Below are 19,256 nucleotides of genomic sequence, written 5' to 3' on the forward strand. Positions count from 1 at the left end.
GTTAGATTAAATATATTGAAGATATAAAATATATTGATATAATAAAAGTATGAAATGGATTTAGGAATCGCTATCACCAAATTTTCTGCGTGAACATATGTAAGCCTTTACAATATCGAACAGATTGGTGGGGTAAGTCATGAAAAAATTGCGTAAAGTCAAATCTCAATGGTGTGCCGTTATGGTTTGCGGTCTGTCCGCAGCCATGCTGACCGCGGCACCGGCACCCTCAGTTTTTGCGGAAACTACCGGAGCGAATGCAAGCAGCACCATCGGGAGCGAGTCGTCCCAAACAGAAACACCGGATATGATCGAGCAATCATCCATCCTCTATGAGGATACAGACAAAGCTGCTGATGTTCCGCCATCGGATAACGCTTCGGAAGCACCTGAAGAAGTGGTGCCTGCAAGCAACGAGGGCATCCCTCCAGTGACCGGATTGATACCAGATGTTACCAAAGCCGACCCTCAACCAAGCGCTGCCACTCCGCTTGAGCCTGCATCCGCAGTGGAAATGAATGCAGCGGCTGTTACGACACTACCCGAAGTGAAGGACAGTTCTTCTGACGTTGCCGTTTCCTACACAGCTGTCATTGCAAAAGGGGACTTTACGCTCGACAGTCTGCCTTGGGGCTACTCAGGCTATGCATTCCGCTACATGACGAACGATTTTGTAGGTCAAAAAATCGAGGTGATCAGAGAATCGCAGAACAGTCTTTACGCATTGGCAGTGCTGAACGGAGAAAAGTTGGGTTGGGTCGACAAGCGCGCCTTATCCGATATTGTCATCATCCCTAAGGTACAGGACCTTGCTTCAGCGATTGCCGTTGATTACACTGCACGCATCAGCAGGACAGATTTTTCGATTGATAGTCTTCCTTGGGGCTACGCTGGCTATATGTATATGGGAACGAGCACAGCTTATTTGGATCAGAAAATACAGGCTGAAAAAGAAACCGCAAATGGTCAGTACGTGCTGATTTCCCTCAATGGAGAAAAGTTGGGTTGGATCGACAAGCGCGCTCTGTCGGACATCTACAGTCAGCCTAAAGTGCAGGATATTGCCTCAGCGTTGACGGTGGACTATGCTGCCCGAATCGGCGCAGCCGGCTTTTCCATCGACAGTTTACCGTGGGGCTATGCCGGATATGCCCAAATGACAACAAGTTCGGCTTACTTGAATCAAAGCGTACAGGCAGTCCAGGAGACCGCCAACGGCCTCTATGCGCTGATCGCTCAGAACGGCAACAGATTGGGGTGGATCGACAAACGGGCACTGACGGATATCTATGTCGAACCCAAAGTACAGGAGCTGGCGACGGGGATACCAGTGGATTATAAAGCAACGATAGCAGCAGCCGGATTTTCTATAGACAGCTTGCCTTGGGGCTATGCCGGATATGGGCAAATCGACAACACCAGCAACCATACTGGAGAGCGCATCCAAGCTGTCCAAGAGTCGCCGAACGGCCTTTATGTTTTGATTTCTTCCAACGGGACCCGATTGGGATGGGTCGATAAGCGAGCCCTTAGCGATGTCGCCATTCCACCAAAAGTCCAGGATGTAGCTTCTGCGGTCGTAGTTGCCTATACAGCAGCCATCACTTCACCGGGTTATTCGATTGACAGTCTGCCATGGGGTTACGCTGGCTATCAACTGATGGCCACTTCAACCGATTACCTGGGACAACGGGTTGAGGCTGTGAAAGAGACAGCCAACAGAGCGTATGTGCTGCTTTCGCTGAACGGTAAAAAAATCGGTTGGATTGACAAGAAAGCTTTAGGGGATTTCAGCTACCGATCACAAGCACAGAATATTTCCGGAGGAACCATCGTGAACTACTCACCGACAATCGCGAAGGCCGGTTTTTCGGTCGACACGTTACCTTGGGGCTATCCCGGCTACCAGTGGCGGACGAGCACGGACAGCTATGTCGGACAGCAAGTCGATGCGGTAAAGGAATCAGCTGATGGTCATTACGTCCTGATTTCCCTGAACGGCAACTACATCGGTTGGGTGGACAAAGCGGCACTATCAGGATTGCCGACCTATGCAAAAGGTCCGGACTGGACAGTGATCAACGGGTATTTCCGCAGCATGTCCGGAGTCAATTACTACATTGGCAACAGCTACATCATCGTCAGCTTGAGCCAACAAAGCGTCTGGGCCTATAAAGGCGAGACGATGCTCGTTTCCGCTCCGGTCATCACCGGCAAACCATCAGCCAATAACGCTACGCCGCGAGGCTTGTTCTATATCCAGCCGTTTAAACAATCGCCATCGGTCCTGATCGGCGAGGACTATGCTTCGCCTGTCAGCTTCTGGATACCATTTGTGGGCAACTCGGTCGGTTTGCACGATTCGCCTTGGCAGACGCATGGCTATGGCGGTGATATCTACCTCTACTATGGTTCGCACGGTTGCGTCAACACACCGTATGAAGCGGTCCGGACGTTGTATTACAGTTATCCGGTCGGGACACCAGTCGTAGTCTATTAAAATTGAAAAGCAGGGACGGCCACACTCAGGCGTCCCTGCTTTTTGTGACACTTCGTCAGTAAAACGTTATACTGATAAAAACAAACAGGAGGGTGATGGGGATGGAAATAGCCTTACTTCAGATGATGGTCACAGCGGATAAGGAAGCGAACCTAAAACGGGCAGAGGAATTGGTCAAGAAAGCAGCACAGGGTGGAGCAGATATGGCGGTGCTCCCGGAAATGTTCAATTGTCCTTATGATAACGCCTATTTCCGAGATTACGCTGAACCGAAAGGCGGGGAAACCTACCGAAAGCTCGCGGAGATGGCGAAAGAAAATGCCATCTATGTGGTCGGCGGATCGATTCCCCAGATCAAGGAAAATAAAATATACAACACAAGCTATACGTTCGATCGGCAAGGCAACGAAATCCACGACTACAGCAAAACCCACTTATTCGATATCCGGGTCGACGGCGGGCAAGCATTCAGGGAATCCGATACGTTGACTCCCGGAGACGGAATGCGTGTGTTTCAGACCGAATTCGGCCTGTTCGGCTTGGGTATCTGTTTTGATATCCGTTTCCAAAGCGACTGGGAGAAGCTTCAAAAACAAGGGGCTCTTGTCTGCGTTGTGCCCGGAGCGTTCAACATGACGACCGGCCCAGCGCATTGGGAATTGCTGTTCCGAGCGCGCGCAGTCGACAACCAGCTGTTCATGGTGGGGGTCAGTCCTGCTAGAGATCTCGATTTCAGTTACCATGCCTACGGCCATTCGCTTGTGGCGGATCCATGGGGAAGCGTTCTGACCCAACTTGGTTTTGAGGAAGAAATGGCGATCGTAACAGTGGATCTCGAACGCGTTGCATCCGTAAGAAGGCAAATTCCTATCCTCACTCCGCCGGCTTCGGAATGAAAGATTTTCATGGATTATACCAATCGATAAAGATAATAAATGCATAAAGAATCCTTAAGCTTTCTGACATTCGGGAATAAATGCCTTTCTTTGTGTACCGGAGCACTTACTATTTTGCTATAATGAAGTTATGCAAATGCATCGGTTGATGCCATTCTGCAGGATATGGCCGAAAAAACAGTTGTTATTAATCACCTATATGTGAACTATACAATTTGAGAGAAGGAATACTTTATGTCCAACGAGAAAATGTATATGACTGTCGACGGAAATACGGCCGCAGCCTATACATCTTACGCTTTTACTGAAATTTCAGGGATTTATCCCATTACACCCTCTTCGCCGATGGCCGATGCTGTCGATCATTGGGCGCAGGTGGGCCGCAAGAACATCTTTGGTCAAACCGTGAAAGTAACCCAAATGCAATCCGAGGCCGGAGCAGCGGGCACTGTTCATGGAGCGCTTCAAGCGGGCGCTTTGGCCTGTTCCTATACATCATCGCAAGGATTGTTGCTGATGATACCCGACCTGTACAAAATGGCCGGGCAACTGTTGCCATCCGTCATCCATGTTGCCGCTCGTGCAGTGGGGGGCCATGCGCTTTCCATCTTCGGCGATCACTCGGACGTGATGGCCTGCAGACAGACGGGCTATGCTTTATTGGCATCCTCAAGTGTACAGGAAGCGACGGACTTGGCAGCTGTAGCCCATTTGGCGGCTATCAAAGGTCGCGTGCCGTTTCTGCATTTCTTCGACGGCTTCCGGACTTCGCATGAAATCCAAAAAATCGAGGTTCAATCGTATGACGACCTCGCGGAAATGCTGGATCAGGATGCTTTGAAAGCGTTCCGTGACCGCAGCCTCAGCCCGAACCATCCGACACTGAGGGGAACGGCTCAGAATCCCGACGTCTTTTTCCAGACCAAGGAAGCCGCAAACAGGTATTATGATGCTGTCCCGGAAATTGTCGAAGGTTACATGGAAAAAATGAACCAGTTGACCGGCCGGGACTACCGCCTGTTCAATTATTATGGTGCTGCGGATGCCGAGCGGGTCATCATCTGCATGGGCTCCGTGTATGAAACTGCCTGCGAGACGGCGGATTACCTGAACCGCTTAGGGGAAAAAGTGGGTGTTCTCAATGTGCATCTTTACCGTCCATTCAGCGTCGGGCACTTTATGAAGGCTTTACCGGACTCCGTAAAACGGATTGCGGTTCTCGACCGCACGAAAGAAGCCGGCTCCATCGGCGAACCGCTCTTTTTGGATGTCGTGGCGGCCTTCAACAATCGCCTTGACCGTCCGATGATCATCGGCGGCCGTTATGGCTTGGGTTCGAAGGACACAACGCCGGAGCAATTGTTCGCAGTCTACAAAAACCTGAAGAAGGAGGAACCGAAGCATCCCTTCACAATCGGCATCAACGATGACGTCACCCACCTTTCGCTTGCGATCGATGAACAGATCGACGTCCGTCAGGAAGGCACGTTCGAGGCGCAGTTTTGGGGATTCGGTTCCGACGGTACTGTTGGGGCCAACAAAAATTCGATCAAAATCATCGGGGATCATACCGATATGCATGTACAGGCTTATTTTTCCTACGATTCGAAAAAATCAGGCGGTGTCACAATTTCCGATTTGCGCTTCGGAAAGGAACCCATCCATGAGCCCTATCTGATCGAAAAAGCTGATTTCGTGGCTTGCCACAACCATGCCTATGTAAAAAAATACGACATGCTGAAGAACCTGAAACCGGGCGGCGCTTTCCTGCTGAACACCAATTGGCGGGCCGAGGATCTCGAAACGCGTTTGCCCGCCAAAATGAAACGGTACATCGCAGAAAACGAGATTGCCTTCTATACGATCGACGCCATCAATCTTGCCAAGGAAATTGGCCTGGGCGGGCGGATCAACACGATCTGTCAAGCGGCCTTCTTCAAAATACTGCCGGTCATACCTGCTGAAGAGGCAATGCAGTACATGAAGGAAGCAGCCCGCAAATCATACGGGCACAAAGGCGAAGCGATCATTTCCATGAACGAGAAAGCGATCGACGCCGGCATGGAAGGTGTCCAAAAAATCAGCATCCCGGAAAGCTGGAAAGATGCGCAGGATGAGCCGGAAGTCTTGAATGACCACCCGGATTTTGTCCGCAACATCGCCAGCATGATGGAACGGATGGAAGGCAACCAATTGCCTGTCAGCGCCTTTTTGGACCGGGCTGACGGGACTTTCCCGCAGGGGACGACGCAATACGAGAAACGCGAAATCGCCGTCCAGATCCCAATCTGGAATCCCGAGGAATGCATCCAGTGCAATCAATGCTCCTTCGTTTGTCCGCATGCCGCTATCCGACCGTTCCTGGCCACCGAAGACGAGGCAGCCAATGCCCCTGAAGGTATGGAATTCCTGGACGGGATGCGCCCATACAAAGACTACAAATACCGGATCCAAGTGTCCGCTGCCGACTGCACGGGCTGCGGCATCTGCGTCTTGACCTGTCCGGCACGCAAAAAAGCGATCGAGATGAAAAACCGCGAGGATCATCTGGAGGAAAACAATAACTGGGATTACATGATCCGTCTGCCGCACAAAGAAAATCCTGTCGGCATCAACACGGTGAAAGGCAGCCAATTCGAAAAACCGTTGTTCGAATTTTCGGGTGCCTGCGCCGGCTGCGGCGAAACGCCATACATCAAACTGGTCACCCAAGTAGTGGGCGATCGTATGCAGATTGCGAACGCGACAGGTTGCTCGTCCATTTACGGCGGATCGGCTCCTTCGACTCCGTATACGACCAATGAAGCCGGCTGCGGGCCATCATGGGCAAATTCGCTGCTTGAGGATAATGCGGAATTTGGCCTTGGGATGCACCATGCGACGAAACAACTGCGCCAACGGACATTGGAATTGACAGGGGAGCTCTTGAGCCTGCAGCTCGACGATTCGCTCAGAACAGCTGCCACAGCATGGACTGAGGGATTCAACGACAAAAACAGTGCCCGCAAATTAGCCGAAGCCTACATCAAGGCTTTGGAAACTGCTGACACAACGGATCAGAAGGTCCAACAACTGATCAACGATTTAGTCGGCTATAAGGACTATCTGATGAAACGCTCCACTTGGATGATCGGCGGCGATGGCTGGGCCTATGATATCGGCTTCGGCGGAATCGACCATGTTCTCGCAAGCGGGGAAGATGTGAATATCCTCGTGCTGGATACCGAAGTCTATTCCAATACAGGCGGACAGGTTTCCAAATCATCCAACCTGGGTGCCATCGCTGAGTTCGCTTCCGGCGGCAAACCGGTCCGCAAAAAAGATTTGGGCATGATGATGATGAATTATGGGTACGTATATGTCGCACAGATCGCGATGGGCGCAAACCCTAGACATACGCTGAAAGTCATCTCCGAGGCGGAAGCCTACGATGGTCCTTCCATCGTCATCGCCTACTCGCCATGCATCAGCCACGGCATCAAGTGCGGGTTGACCGTTTCGCAGGAACACGAAAAAGACGCTGTGGATGTCGGCTATTGGCATCTTTACCGCTTCCACCCGGAAAACAAACTGAAAGGGAAAAACCCGTTCAAGTTGGATTCCAAGGAACCGCAGTTTGAACGTTTCCAGGATTTCCTGATGGAAGAAGTCCGCTATTCTTCATTGTATAACCAGTATGATGCTGCGCATGTGCAGGAGATCTTCGATGAAAGTCTCCTGGCTGCAAAAGACCGTTATCAATCCTATGCACGCTTGGATTCTTATACTGACTAGCTTCAATCCTGACCAGTCGCCGCCCAATAGTGGTGACTGGTTTTTTTTTCGCATTCAGGCAATCATCCAAAGTTGCGACTGCGTCCCTAATGTTTTGAGAAAAGCGACCATGAAGGATATAATGGAGGAAAGAAAGCGTTTTTTTAAAAGGTCTTCAAAGGAAGCGAGGATGCGTCATGACGGCAGAAGTAGGGATATTGAACGCAAACGGATTGGTCCTGGCGGCTGATTCCGCTCTGACGATGGGGAACAGCGAACAAATGAAAATATTCAATTCTGGCAATAAGATTTTTTCGCTTGGACCGACCCACTCGATCGGCATCATGATGTTCGGGAATGTACAATTCATGGGGATTCCATGGGAAATTATCGTAACAGGCTTCCATCAGAAAATCGGGGACCGGCCATTGGATTCGGTCTGGGATTACTGTACGGAATTCTTCAATTATTTAGAAAGTGTGGATGAAATCTACTCCACAATCTTTACCGAAGTGCTCATCATCGGATATGCGGAGAATGTCAGCAATATTTTGGAGAATACGACTTACATCCCTTCACCCGGGGCATTCACTCTGGCCGATTACCAAAAAGCTGTCGAGGGAAAGATTCCGGCGTTGTTGAAAGAAAGCGAGAAAATGAAGAGCATCACCAAAAAGGCGCCGATCAAAGTTTTCTCTGACCTTTACGGGGAGAAGCTGGACGAGGTTTTTAAGGAGCTTTTCGATACCGTGTTCTTGGGCTTGAACCTCTACGATAAATTCAAGACGGATCTGTATAAAATCGTGCGGAATTATGTATATAGCGACAGTTATTATCCCGACACGTACTCCGGACTGGTGATTGCCGGCTTCGGCTACAGTGAGCTGTTCCCCAGCATTTACCAGTACGACATAGCCGGCGTCGTCGATAGAGTGATCAAAAAACGGCTGACTGTGCGCCAGATCGTGATGAATGATTTCGCCGAAGACAGATGTTCCTCGGCCATTGTCCCGTTTGCGCAGCAGGATATGGTACATACGGTCATTAACGGCATAGCGCCGGATCTGGAAGCTGACCTCGGGGAATTGCTCCGCGCCACGCTTGAAAAATTTGTTTCGGAACTGACGGAGAAAAAGTTATTGAAGGAAAACGACGCTTCGGAAATCAACAAACTGAAGGCGACGCTGATCGAATCGGGCCTTAATGCCTTCGAAAACATGAAACAGGAACGGCATTTGACCCCCGTATTGATGACGATCGATTCGATGCCGAAGGAGGAACTCGCTCTGATTGCGGAGACGTTGGTCAACATCACTTCCTTCAAAGGGAAAATTTCCTTTTCCATGGAAACGGTCGGCGGACCGATCGATGTGCTCTTGATTACGAAAGGCGACGGCCCGGTCTGGGTCAAGCGTAAGAACTACTTCAATCCCGATATCAATCGCCTGCGCTGATAGGATAGAAAATTTTTCCCGAAATTTCCGGAATTGGTGTAAAATGAATGAAATGAGCTTTATGAAGGGTGTTATTATGTATTTGAATATTCAAGAAACGGCCGACTATCTGGAAGTGCCGGTCAGTGAAATCCATCGTTTGATCCGCGAGCGCCAAATCCGCACAATTTGCGTGGATGATGATATACTGCTGAACCGCAATCAGTTCAATTTTTTCATTGAACAAAGGGAAAAGTACAAACACGAATTGGAGGCCTATTTGAATACGCCGCTTCCGGAAGATCCCGACATCAAGGACGAGGATTGAAAAAAGCAGCGAACTCTCTTATTGATGAGAGTCCGCTGCTTTTTTCGTTTAGGAAGGTAATTATTTGGGAGTTTACGGGTTTTGTTTCCGTCTGTATTCACTCCGCGAAAGGCCGTTTGTTTCCGCATTTTCAATAGCCGGTTGATCCGGGGTGAAGACAGGTTTCGTTTGTTTGACAGTCTGCTTGGAGGCCTTTTTTTTGCTTTGAAATTTGCCGGATTTGAACAGATCCAGCGCCAGAAAGATTGCGGCTGCGATGAAGAGACCGAACGAAAGGGTGCCCATCCAACCGGAAACGCCCAACAGGTCATCCACCGTTGTCCGGAGATGGATGTATCTTAACAGTGCTCCCAAACCTGCGCACAGGATTGCGCGTTTGCGGTTGCCGCTAGTCACTTTCAAGCGTTTGTTGCCCTCCATAAGAATGCTGAAGATGGCAATCGCATAACTGACGAGTGCGGCATACAAAAGCAGGCTGTTCTGCCCGGTGGTGTTCGCCAAAAAGTCGCCTGCTACCGTTTGCGTATCCAGAAAAAGGAAAAATGTGCCGAACAGCGCACCGAGTACGCCGTTTCTTAGATGAGTGCCTTGCTTCTTCAGGAGTTTGTTCAGATTGGCTGAAAAGGACAAGGCCGCCAGAGTGTAGCAACCGATAGCCAAATAGAGTGTCAAATCGGAAATGCCTGTTCTGGCAGCTATGAGTTGATCGCTCGCTGTTTGGGTGTGCAGATAGAGGAAGCCGGATCCCAGGATCAAGCCGGATAGGCCGCTGCGGAATCGTGCATTCGCTTCGCGTTTCTGCTTGCTTTTTCCGAATAGGACCTGCAGCGTCGCGAGAATGAAAAATCCCAATGAAATGTATAGGCCGAGATCCGGAATGCCGATGATGCTGCCGATAGCAGTGGCTTGCTGCAGGTATCCAAAAAGCACGCCGAGAATCACTGATGTGAACGGAAATCTGGATTCCTTGCCATTGCGTTTTTTCATGATATGGATGAACGTCAGGAAAAGAAGAAAAACAATGATGATCGGGTAAGTCATACCTAAGCCTCCTTGTATGTCAATTTGCTCTAAAAACAGAAGCATCAAAAACTGATTCCACTGTTCAGGAACATTCAAAGGACATCATAACACAGATTTATGATGCATTTGTTGCGGAATGACGATTCTTTTGTTAAGAAAGTATGACCAGCCGAATGGCGGAATGGACACAAAAAAACAGCAGCCCACTTTTTTCAGGGTGGACTGCTGTTTATCAGAACATTCAATAATTGGGAGGCGAATCTTCCGCATCATCAGACGGAAAATCGTCCCAACTTGTATCGATTGCATATTCTGACCCAAAGTCTTCGTATTCCGCATCGAAAATATCCGAGTCGCCCAACTGGGATAACGCGAAATTGATCAAGCGGATCAAATCCTGTGTGTCCGTCAGTTTCAATATATTCCGATTTTGCAGAATCGTGCTGCGGTCTTCCATTTCGTCCGGACTGGCATTTTCGGCAGCTACACAAATCGGATAGCGGCCACCTTCTTGAGGCGCAACCATCTCAGTGAGTTGGATATCCACTTCTATGACGGCATCCGTGAAATAGATGTAGGTCGCTGCATCATCGATATCGGTGAAAAATTTCTGCAGCGTTTGGTCTTCATTTTCCGCGTTGTCGTTTTCATCGTGATAGTCGTAGTCATTTTCCTCGATTTCATCCACATCTTCACGTTCCTCATTGGAATATTCCCTGAGGTCGCTCTCGTCCGTATAATCTTCCAAGGTGTCTAATGGTGTCTCCTCGATTATGATGGGAAGGAGGTCTGTGCCGCCGGAGCGCGTGATTTCAAAACGATGCTCGAAAAACCCGCTCCAACTGAATGCCGCTTGGATGATGCTGTTGAAATCGTAGAAAGTCTCATCGCTGCTCACCTGGATATCCCGCCATATAGGCACGCCGATGTCACGGACAGCAACCCTGAATTCATAAATCATCTTGACCACCCCTGTTCTCTGCTTTACTCAAGTATAACCCTTTCTTAAGGATGCGAGCAAAGATTAACACACGGCTTTTTTATTGGAAATGCAAGGTTTTGAAATGCAGTTTACAAATCTATTTCGTTATAATGGTACTGACAAAGGTTTTTCAGGGAGAGAATGTGATAATGGAGGAGGAAGTTGTATGTTGGACAGTAGATACATCAGCGCTTATGGATTGACGAGTGAGGAAATCGACTATTTACGCAAATGCAGCGAAGGGATAGAGTGCGAGCTGTTGACTGTAGGGGATTATCGCGATTTGATGTCAACAGGCCATTTCCTGTCCATCATTACCACGGAGAGGCTGGATAAGGAAGCCGTTGTCGCACTGTCGGAATATTTCCGGGAGGTCGACGGCAATTTGACAAAAGTGATATTGGTTGGCCCGGTGGTGGACGGATTGACGGAAGCCGCACATGCAGAAGCTTTTGAAAACTTTGCCGAACTGAAGGACAAGTTGCCTGGGCTCTTGTCGAAGGCAAGCCAGAAAGCGAAAAGTGACGAAGCCACGATCCATACACTTTCCAATATTATCCAGATCCGGGATCTCATCGAAAAAAATCCGGAAACCACGACACAGGAATTGGCGAAAGCCATCGACAAAAACGAAGCCGCCATCAGAAGGTATATTGAGATTTTGAGGATCATGGGAAATCAGATAGATTACGATCCCAACAGGAAGACATGGTCTTGTAGGCAATAACCCGGATTAGGTCAAACTGTATCAGCCGAACTAAGGCCAAGAGCGGAGCCTGTGTCATGTATCCAGTCGTTGCAAAGTTATTACAATCTCCAGAGCCATCCATCCGGTATGCAGCCAGGGTCCGGTTATCGGGAGGAAATCCTGATTCATCCGAAATCGGCGAGCTGCTGTCGGAAATAAAACATTCAGATCGGGTCAATAAAATCCTGAGCAAAAAAGACGCTTCCGGACTGTTGCTGCCGTTGGACAATCCATACAAAAAATGGGATGGCGCGCATTGGGCTCTAACGCTTTTGGCTGACCTCGGCTATCCAAAAAACGATCCCACTATCTTGCCGATAATCGACCAAGTCTGTAAGCAGTGGCTGAAACCGGAATTCTGGGAAAATGATCCTGTCAACGGAAGGTTCCGAAGGCATGCCTCTCAACAAGGGAATGCCTTGTATTCCCTGTTAAGCTTAACCGATCAGTCCAGGATGGAGTCGGCAGAGTTGTTGGTGGATTTGCTTTTGAAATGGCAGTGGCCGGATGGCGGATGGAACTGTGATCCGAATCCGCAGGCTGACGATTCGTCTTTCACTGAATCTTTGATCCCATTGCGGGCATTGGCTCTCTACGGAAGGAAGACTGGTGATAAAGAGGTTATGGAGGCATGTGGAAAAGCAGCCGAGGTCTTCCTGTGCCGCCACCTTTTCCGCAGGCGTTCGAATAACAGGATCATCAAGAGCGATTTCATATTATTGCATTATCCTTGTTATTGGCACTATGATATCCTCTTCGCCTTGAAGGTCATGGCAGAGATGGGGATCGTTACAGATAGTCGTTGCGATGATGCGTTGGAGCTTTTGGAATCCAAACGGCTCCCGGATGGCAGCTGGCCGATGGAAGCAAAATATGGCCGAACGCTTGATGAAAAAACTGCAGATAGACCATCAAACAGTACTTATCTGGTTTGGGGGGAAGTGGACGGCAAGAACGGCAATGAGTGGGTAACATCAGATGCCTTGTACGTATTGCGCGCAGCAGGAAGATAAAGGGTACTCTGCTATTGATCAGCACCCTGACAAGGATCCATTCAAATTATCCCTGCCTCCTGCAATCAGTGTCCCTTCAACGAAAATCTATGGTACACTGATATTGTCGCTTGATTCAGCCTTTTACTACGCAGAAAGGCTATGTATTATTAATTATACTTCCAAAAAAGGAGATGATTTATTGGGGAATTTTTCCATTGCGGTGAATGCAGTAATGCCTTTATTGTTGTACATGTTGATCGGGCAGGGGTTATTGCGGGCCAAACTGTTGGATGGCACGACTTATCAAAAATTGAATAATGCCATTTTTCGGTTCTTTTTGCCGATCAATCTCCTTATGAATGTTTACGAAGCGGATGTCAGAAGCACCTTCAGAGTCGATGTGCTCTTTTTCGCTGTCGGACTTACTTTAAGTTTCTTCTTGCTTTTTGCTTTATTCATTCCGTGGATCGAAAAGGACAATTCCAAACGCGGTGTGATGCTGCAAGGGACATTCCGTTCCAATTTTGTCCTGTTCGGGTTGCCGATCGCTACATCGCTGTTGTCGGAAAGCCAATTGGGGATGACCTCGATACTGATTGCGGTCATCGTTCCTTTGAATAATGTTCTGTCCGTCGTAGCGCTTTCCATCTATTCGGATCATAAAATCCAACCCGTTCGCATCCTCTTGGATATCCTTAAGAATCCGATGTTCATCGGTACGATAGTAGGCATCCTGATCAGCCTTTCCGGATTGAAATTCCCTCTGTTCCTCGACGATACGCTGAGCGGCATCAAAGGGCTGGTCACACCGTTAGCACTGATTGTCATGGGCGGTACTTTCCGCTTTGATGCCTTGAATAATGCGCGGATCCAATTGGCAATGACGGTATTCTTTAAGTTGGTTTTGATCCCAATAATCGGTCTGACGCTGGCTGTCCTCTACGGATTGACCAGAGAAAATTTGGTGCCGATGATGACGCTGTTGGGCGGTCCAACAGCCGTATCCAGTTACACGATGGCGCAACAGATGGGCGGGGACCCGGATTTGGCGAGTCAAATCGTCGTTTTCACTACCATCTTCTCGATGTTCAGTTTGGTTGTGTTCATAACGGTCCTGAAATCATTATTCTTGATTTGAATACAATGTAAGGAAACAAGAGCCTGCTGCAGAAGCAGATTCTTGTTTCCTTTTTTGTCCATTCGCGTTCGCCTATGGCCCGGTGAAAGCTTATAATGGATGTATAAGGAACACAACCATCTTATGACAGGGGACGATAAAGATGATCATCATCGGGATTACCGGAGGATCGGGAGCCGGCAAAACAACCGTTGCGAAAACAATCGCGAAAAGACTGGGCAAGGGCAATGTCGTCTATGTATCGCAGGATTGGTACTACAAGGATCAAACGCATCTGAGCGCAATTGAGCGCGAAAACCTGAATCTCGATCACCCAAACGCCTTCGATAACGAACTCTTGATTTCAGATTTGGCCAAACTCCGTTCCGGACAAGACATTGAGGCGCCAATCTACGATTTCAGTCTGCAAGCACGTTCGAAAAAGACGACCCCGATCGAGTCCAAGCCGGTCGTCATACTGGAAGGGATTCTGATTTTGGCCATACCCAAGTTGGTATCCATGATCGACATCAAAATATTTGTCGATGCGGAACCGGACATTCGCCTGATCAGAAGAATCGAAAGGGATATCCGCGAACGGAACAGCACGTATGAGAGTACGATTGCCCGCTATCTGACGACCGTCAAACCGATGCATGATGCCTTCATCGAGCCCTCCAAAATCCAGGCCGACATCATCGTGCCGCGCGGAGGCCAGAACGACATCGCCACCGATATGCTCGGGGACTTGGTTGAGCACTACAGCCACCATCATGTCTAAAGAGCTATACGTTCCCAATAGATAAATCCCAAAAAAACATTACATGAAAAAAGCATTAGAAATAGACAAGAAAACGGAAATAGTATATAGTGTTCCTATGCAGTAATACTACTGACAAAAAGCAGAACACGCATTGAAATGGGAGGATTTATTCAGTGGATAACACAGAATTGTTGACGCGATTTAATCTGACCAGACATGAAGCGACCATCTACCTGACCTTGCTTTCGGACGGGGACCTGAACGGTTATGAAGTATCAAAAATAACCGGTATTTCGCGCTCGAACGCCTATGCATCATTGGCTTCGTTGGTTGAAAAAGGAGCGGCCTTCATCATCGAAGGGGAGACGACCCGCTACACGCCAGTACCGGTGGAGGAATTCTGCGGGAACAAAATCCGATCCCTTCAGGAATCCAAGCAGGAATTGATTAAGAATATCCCCCAAAGAAGAGAAGATGCGGAGGGGTACATAACCATCACAGGCGAACACCGCATAATGGACAAAATGCGCAATATGATTTCAGAATCGAAGTCACGCGTCTACTTGTCCGTTTCCGGGAATATCCTGCCGGAACTTTTGACGGAAATGCAAGCAGCACATCAGCGCGGCATAAAAATGGTTGTCATAACCGATACGCCATTCCCGCAGGATGGGATGACTGTCCATGTTTTGGAGAAGCCGAAGAAGCAAGTAAGGATCATCGTGGATTCCACGACCGTTCTGACTGGTGATATCGATGAGGGCGAGTTTTCCACTTGTCTGTATTCCGGGAAGAAAAATGTAGTTGATTTATTGAAAGAATCGTTGCAGAACGAAATCAAAGTAGTCGAAATGATGAGAGGATTTGAAGCGAAATGACAAAAAAAGTATTTGTTGAAAAAGAGCAATTGGAAGAAATCGTACAACAGTATCCGACACCCTTCCATTTATATGATGAAAAAGGTATCCGTGAGAATGCGCGCAAATTGAATGCGGCTTTCTCCTGGAACAAAGGCTTCAAAGAATACTTCGCTGTGAAGGCAACACCGACACCGGCCATTCTGCAGATTCTCAAGGAAGAAGGCTGCGGCGTCGATTGTTCGACTTATACAGAGCTGATGATGGCCGATGCACTCGGCTTCAAAGGCGATGAAATCATGTTCTCATCGAACGTGACGCCTAAGGAGGATTTCCAATTCGCTCGCAAATTGAATGCGACCATCAATTTGGACGACATTACCCACATCGATTTTCTGGAAGAAGCAGCTGGATTGCCGGAAACAGTCAGCTGCCGATTCAATCCGGGCGGCGAGTTCACGATCAATAATGAAATCATGGACAAACCCGAAGACGCAAAATACGGCTTCACACGTCCGCAATTGACGGAAGGCTTCAAGAAATTGATGGCAAAAGGCGTGAAACACTTTGGCCTGCATTCATTCTTGGCCAGTAACAACGTAGCGGATGAGTACTATCCGATCCTTGCAGGCATCCTGTTCCAGACTGCCGTTGAACTGAAGGAAGAAACCGGCGCGGATATCACTTTCATTAACCTTTCAGGCGGAATCGGCATCCCTTACCTTCCGGAACAAAAAGCTGCAGATGTAGCAAAAATCGGCGAAGGTGTCCGCAAGGCATTTGAAGAAATTTTGGTGCCGGCCGGCCTGGGAGATGTTGCGATCTATACAGAGCTAGGCAGATACATGCTTGGGCCATACGGTTGTTTGGTGGCAACGGCCATCCACGAAAAGCACATCTACAAAGATTACATCGGTCTGGATGCCAGCGCAGTCAATTTGTTGCGTCCGGCGATGTATGGGGCTTATCACCACATCACTGTGATGGGCAAAGAAGATCAACCAGAAGATCACATGTATGATGTGACCGGCGGCTTATGCGAAAACAACGACAAATTCGCCATCAACCGCATGCTGCCTAAAATCGACATCGGTGACTTGGTCGTGATCCATGACACAGGCGCGCACGGCTTCTCGATGGGTTACAACTACAACGGTAAATTGCGCTCGGCCGAAATCCTCCTGAAAGAAGACGGCGGCACGGAAATGATCCGTCGCGCGGAAACACCAGCGGATTACTTTGCAACGTTCGACTTCACGGGCTTGTTCAAAGACGTAAAATAAACGGAAACAAATGTTAGGCGGGCCAACGAGCGCAGAAAATGTTCGTTGGTCCGTCTTTTTTTGCTTCGCTTCAATAAATTGATCTGACTGCATGATATAATGTTCCCTGGATGAACAAACGAGGGGTGAGATACATGTTCCGAAAAGAAACGATCAAGGAAAGCGTATCAGCGCTTCCGTTGAAGCCTGGCGATTATTGCGTCATCACCGGGACGGCACTGGTTATGCATGGCATTAAAGAGGAAACAAAGGATATCGACATCAGCTGCACCAAGGAAGCGTTCCGAAATTTAGCGGCTCAGGGATACCCGATCAAACAAGGCGCCTTCGCCCGCAAAGTGATCTTCAGCGAGGATGTGGAAATTTTCGAGGATTGGCATAGAGGGGATATCACGATGATCGACGAGGTTCCGGTCGCGAGCCTGGAATCAGTCATCGTTATGAAGAAACAGCTGGACAGGGAAAAAGATCTGGCAGACATCGCTAAGATTGAAGCGCATCTGGCCCAACAATAAAACCAACCAAAAAGCTGACGAACCGCCCTTATGCAGGCGGTTCGTCAGCTTTTTTTGATTGTCTGGTTCCAAATTTAAAACCACTGCAGCCAAAAGGGAGCGAAATAGGCTCCACCCATGGCAAGGAGAAAGAAGCCTTTCCAGATTACGGTAGGGATATACGTCTTCGTCGCCAAGGCTGTTCCGTCCCAATGGCTGTCAGTTTTCAAAAGCAAAACAATGAAAAATTGATGCGCCAAGCCAAGCATATACCAGATGACGAAACCAATTGTGATGACGTCCACTGACTGATAAATCCGCAACAGGAAGCTGTAGTTGTTACGGTAAAGCATAATGGAAGCTCCGATCACAATCAGGATGATCAGATTCTGCCAAAAGCTCTTTTCTTTAGCCAGCAAATTCGTTAGCAAATAGATGCATAAGAAAAGCGGAATGATCCACAGCAACAGTCCTTGTAAATAGAGATAGGACACTACAACGAAGAACAATGCTTGCGAAACATAACCGCCGAGCAGGCTAAAAAATATCCCCAGTCCGCTGCGGTTTCCGATTTCGGCTAAACCGAGGATTCCGCCGCTTTTGACGATCGAGGGGAGAATATGAAATTTTACTGATTGGATGCTCCCACCCCATAAACGCGCTGTTAGAGCATGTCCGCATTCATGGATGATGACGTTGGGGAGGTCCAGATAAATGCCGAACGTATAAGCAATCATGCCGCGGCTGGAAAAGGTGAAATAAGCTACCGCAAAAAAGAGGGCAATCAATACGGGAAGGTCCATCATACGAGTATCCTCCTTTCGATAAATGCATCAGTACTCATTCAAGAGGATAACATGCAAATTTTATTTTTTTATGAAGATGATAGGGAATTATCATGATTAATTCCAAATGAATCCCTAAATAGCAAGAAGCCCTCCTTTCGATAAAATCAGAAAGGGAGGCTTCTTTATTATGCAGCTGGTAAATCTTCAGTTATTCGGTTTCAGTCGTAGTGCTGTCGTTCCCACCGAAAAGGTTGGTAAAGAATTGGACGATGGATTCCCAAATGCCCATGCTGTCTTCCTTCAGTTGTTCCTGATCGACATTGCTCCAGGCTGTTTTTGCCTGCTCGAACAATTCTCCGCCCGTCGCTTGCAACTCTTCACCGAAAGCGGCAATCTGTTCTTTTTGCTCAGCTGTCAGATTTATGTCGCCGAAATTGATCATCAGGTTCTGGATGTTCGTGATGTTGTCCGCCGAAAGGATGTTGTCGAGATTATAGTTCTTCAGCACATCCTCAACTATTTGACGGATGTCGTCAGCACTGATGTTACCGTTGTTCGCATCCTTGGCTTCTTGGATGTCCTGTTTCATTTCCACGATTGCAGCGTTCATCAATTCATCCGAATAGCCGCTGTCGGCTTGGTTTTCCTCGGTTACTGCAGAAGTGACCGCCAACTCTTCCTGGGCGACTTCCACAGCGGCTGCGTCCAGTGTATTTCCTGAATCAGCAAAAGCTTTGTAAACACCGGCCAATGCACCAGATCCGTCAACTGTGACAGCGGATGCTACCTTGATGTCCACATCCACTGCGCCGGCTGTGATGGCTGCATTCTTATATTGCGCCTCTGTGATCGCAGTGATGGTTTCAGGAGTCAGGATTTCCACCGAAACAGCACCATCGCTGTCGGCAGGCGTGATGTACGTGCTGGAATAGACTTGGCTATAAGGGTAATCATCCTGCAGCAAGCCGTTCAATTCATTGACTGCCACGACCAACTCGTTCGTTCCCTCGGCTACTCCCAGTGTTTCTCTGGTTTTCTCCAGTTGGGCGGCATTCAGACTTTCGCCGTAAGTGAAGATCGGTTCGATTGCGACTTTATCGGCGAACGCTGCCGGAGCGGTGATTCCCAATAAGGTCAACGAAGCAAGGCCTGTTGTCATAATTTTTTTCAGTTTCATTTTTAAACCTTCTTTCTTTCGTAGCATGCTTGCATTGTACCAAAGATAACCTGGGAAATGTATTATCATTTCTTTAAATAATTATGAAGCTTCCGCGACGCAAAGTCAAAGTATTCCCC

General features: G+C 48.4%; 16 protein-coding genes. 12 read left to right on the plus strand and 4 right to left on the minus strand.

Going from position 1 to position 19,256, the window contains the following annotated elements; translation table 11 throughout:
* Positions 1–139: 139 nt before the first annotated feature.
* The 5 genes from C7R73_RS05405 to C7R73_RS05425 all read left to right on the plus strand — a co-directional run bounded on the left by C7R73_RS05405 (position 140) and on the right by C7R73_RS05425 (position 8,910).
* Complete coding sequence (locus C7R73_RS05405; protein ID WP_106449504.1) at positions 140–2,500, plus strand: L,D-transpeptidase family protein; 2,361 nt, start codon at positions 140–142, stop codon at positions 2,498–2,500.
* A 101-nt stretch (positions 2,501–2,601) separates the two neighbouring features.
* Positions 2,602–3,396 carry a carbon-nitrogen hydrolase family protein gene (locus C7R73_RS05410; protein ID WP_205076472.1) on the plus strand — a complete coding sequence of 265 codons (795 nt, stop codon included), beginning with the start codon at positions 2,602–2,604 and terminating at the stop codon, positions 3,394–3,396.
* Positions 3,397–3,630: 234 nt separating this feature from the next.
* The gene (gene nifJ, locus C7R73_RS05415) at positions 3,631–7,170 is read left to right on the plus strand and encodes a pyruvate:ferredoxin (flavodoxin) oxidoreductase (RefSeq protein ID WP_106449506.1); all 3,540 of its coding nucleotides are present in this window, start codon (positions 3,631–3,633) and stop codon (positions 7,168–7,170) included.
* Between the two features lie 176 nt (positions 7,171–7,346).
* On the plus strand, positions 7,347–8,603 hold the full coding sequence (locus tag C7R73_RS05420; protein ID WP_106449507.1) for a hypothetical protein: 1,257 nt from the start codon (positions 7,347–7,349) through the stop codon (positions 8,601–8,603).
* 76 nt (positions 8,604–8,679) lie between these two features.
* Positions 8,680–8,910: a MerR family transcriptional regulator gene (locus C7R73_RS05425; RefSeq protein ID WP_106449508.1), complete on the plus strand. Its 231-nt coding sequence runs from the start codon at positions 8,680–8,682 to the stop codon at positions 8,908–8,910.
* 72 nt (positions 8,911–8,982) lie between these two features.
* On the opposite strand, the gene C7R73_RS05430 is transcribed toward C7R73_RS05425, so the two are convergent.
* Together C7R73_RS05430 and C7R73_RS05435 are read right to left on the minus strand one after the other, a co-directional pair.
* On the minus strand, positions 8,983–9,951 hold the full coding sequence (locus C7R73_RS05430; protein ID WP_106449509.1) for a hypothetical protein: 969 nt from the start codon (positions 9,949–9,951) through the stop codon (positions 8,983–8,985).
* Between the two features lie 223 nt (positions 9,952–10,174).
* The gene (locus tag C7R73_RS05435; protein WP_106449510.1) at positions 10,175–10,894 is read right to left on the minus strand and encodes an IS1096 element passenger TnpR family protein; all 720 of its coding nucleotides are present in this window, start codon (positions 10,892–10,894) and stop codon (positions 10,175–10,177) included.
* Between the two features lie 187 nt (positions 10,895–11,081).
* On the opposite strand from C7R73_RS05435, the gene C7R73_RS05440 reads away from it, so the two are divergent.
* From C7R73_RS05440 to C7R73_RS05470, 7 genes are all read left to right on the plus strand, one after another.
* Positions 11,082–11,642 (plus strand): helix-turn-helix domain-containing protein, encoded by a 561-nt coding sequence (locus C7R73_RS05440; protein WP_161525869.1) that lies wholly within the window; start codon positions 11,082–11,084, stop codon positions 11,640–11,642.
* A 56-nt stretch (positions 11,643–11,698) separates the two neighbouring features.
* Entirely contained in the window at positions 11,699–12,676 is a 978-nt protein-coding gene (locus C7R73_RS05445) for a hypothetical protein (protein WP_106449512.1), read from the plus strand.
* A gap of 181 nt (positions 12,677–12,857) precedes the next feature.
* On the plus strand, positions 12,858–13,796 hold the full coding sequence (locus C7R73_RS05450; protein WP_161525870.1) for an AEC family transporter: 939 nt from the start codon (positions 12,858–12,860) through the stop codon (positions 13,794–13,796).
* A gap of 142 nt (positions 13,797–13,938) precedes the next feature.
* Complete coding sequence (gene udk, locus C7R73_RS05455) at positions 13,939–14,556, plus strand: uridine kinase (RefSeq protein WP_106449514.1); 618 nt, start codon at positions 13,939–13,941, stop codon at positions 14,554–14,556.
* Between the two features lie 155 nt (positions 14,557–14,711).
* Positions 14,712–15,416, plus strand: a complete 705-nt coding sequence (locus C7R73_RS05460; protein WP_106449515.1) for a TrmB family transcriptional regulator — start codon at positions 14,712–14,714, stop codon at positions 15,414–15,416.
* Positions 15,413–16,678 (plus strand): diaminopimelate decarboxylase family protein, encoded by a 1,266-nt coding sequence (locus C7R73_RS05465; protein ID WP_106449516.1) that lies wholly within the window; start codon positions 15,413–15,415, stop codon positions 16,676–16,678. Before C7R73_RS05460 ends, C7R73_RS05465 begins: the two co-directional genes overlap by 4 nt.
* 134 nt (positions 16,679–16,812) lie before the next feature.
* Positions 16,813–17,193, plus strand: coding sequence for a hypothetical protein (locus C7R73_RS05470; RefSeq protein ID WP_106449517.1), 381 nt, complete (start codon positions 16,813–16,815; stop codon positions 17,191–17,193).
* A gap of 74 nt (positions 17,194–17,267) precedes the next feature.
* On the opposite strand, the gene C7R73_RS05475 is transcribed toward C7R73_RS05470, so the two are convergent.
* A complete protein-coding gene (locus tag C7R73_RS05475) occupies positions 17,268–17,978 on the minus strand; it encodes a M50 family metallopeptidase (protein ID WP_106449518.1) in 711 nt (236 codons plus the stop codon).
* A 190-nt stretch (positions 17,979–18,168) separates the two neighbouring features.
* On the minus strand, positions 18,169–19,137 hold the full coding sequence (locus C7R73_RS05480; protein WP_239992573.1) for a DUF1002 domain-containing protein: 969 nt from the start codon (positions 19,135–19,137) through the stop codon (positions 18,169–18,171).
* Positions 19,138–19,256: the final 119 nt, after the last annotated feature.

It is taken from the genome of Trichococcus alkaliphilus (assembly GCF_003008695.1).
Classification (GTDB): domain Bacteria; phylum Bacillota; class Bacilli; order Lactobacillales; family Aerococcaceae; genus Trichococcus; species Trichococcus alkaliphilus.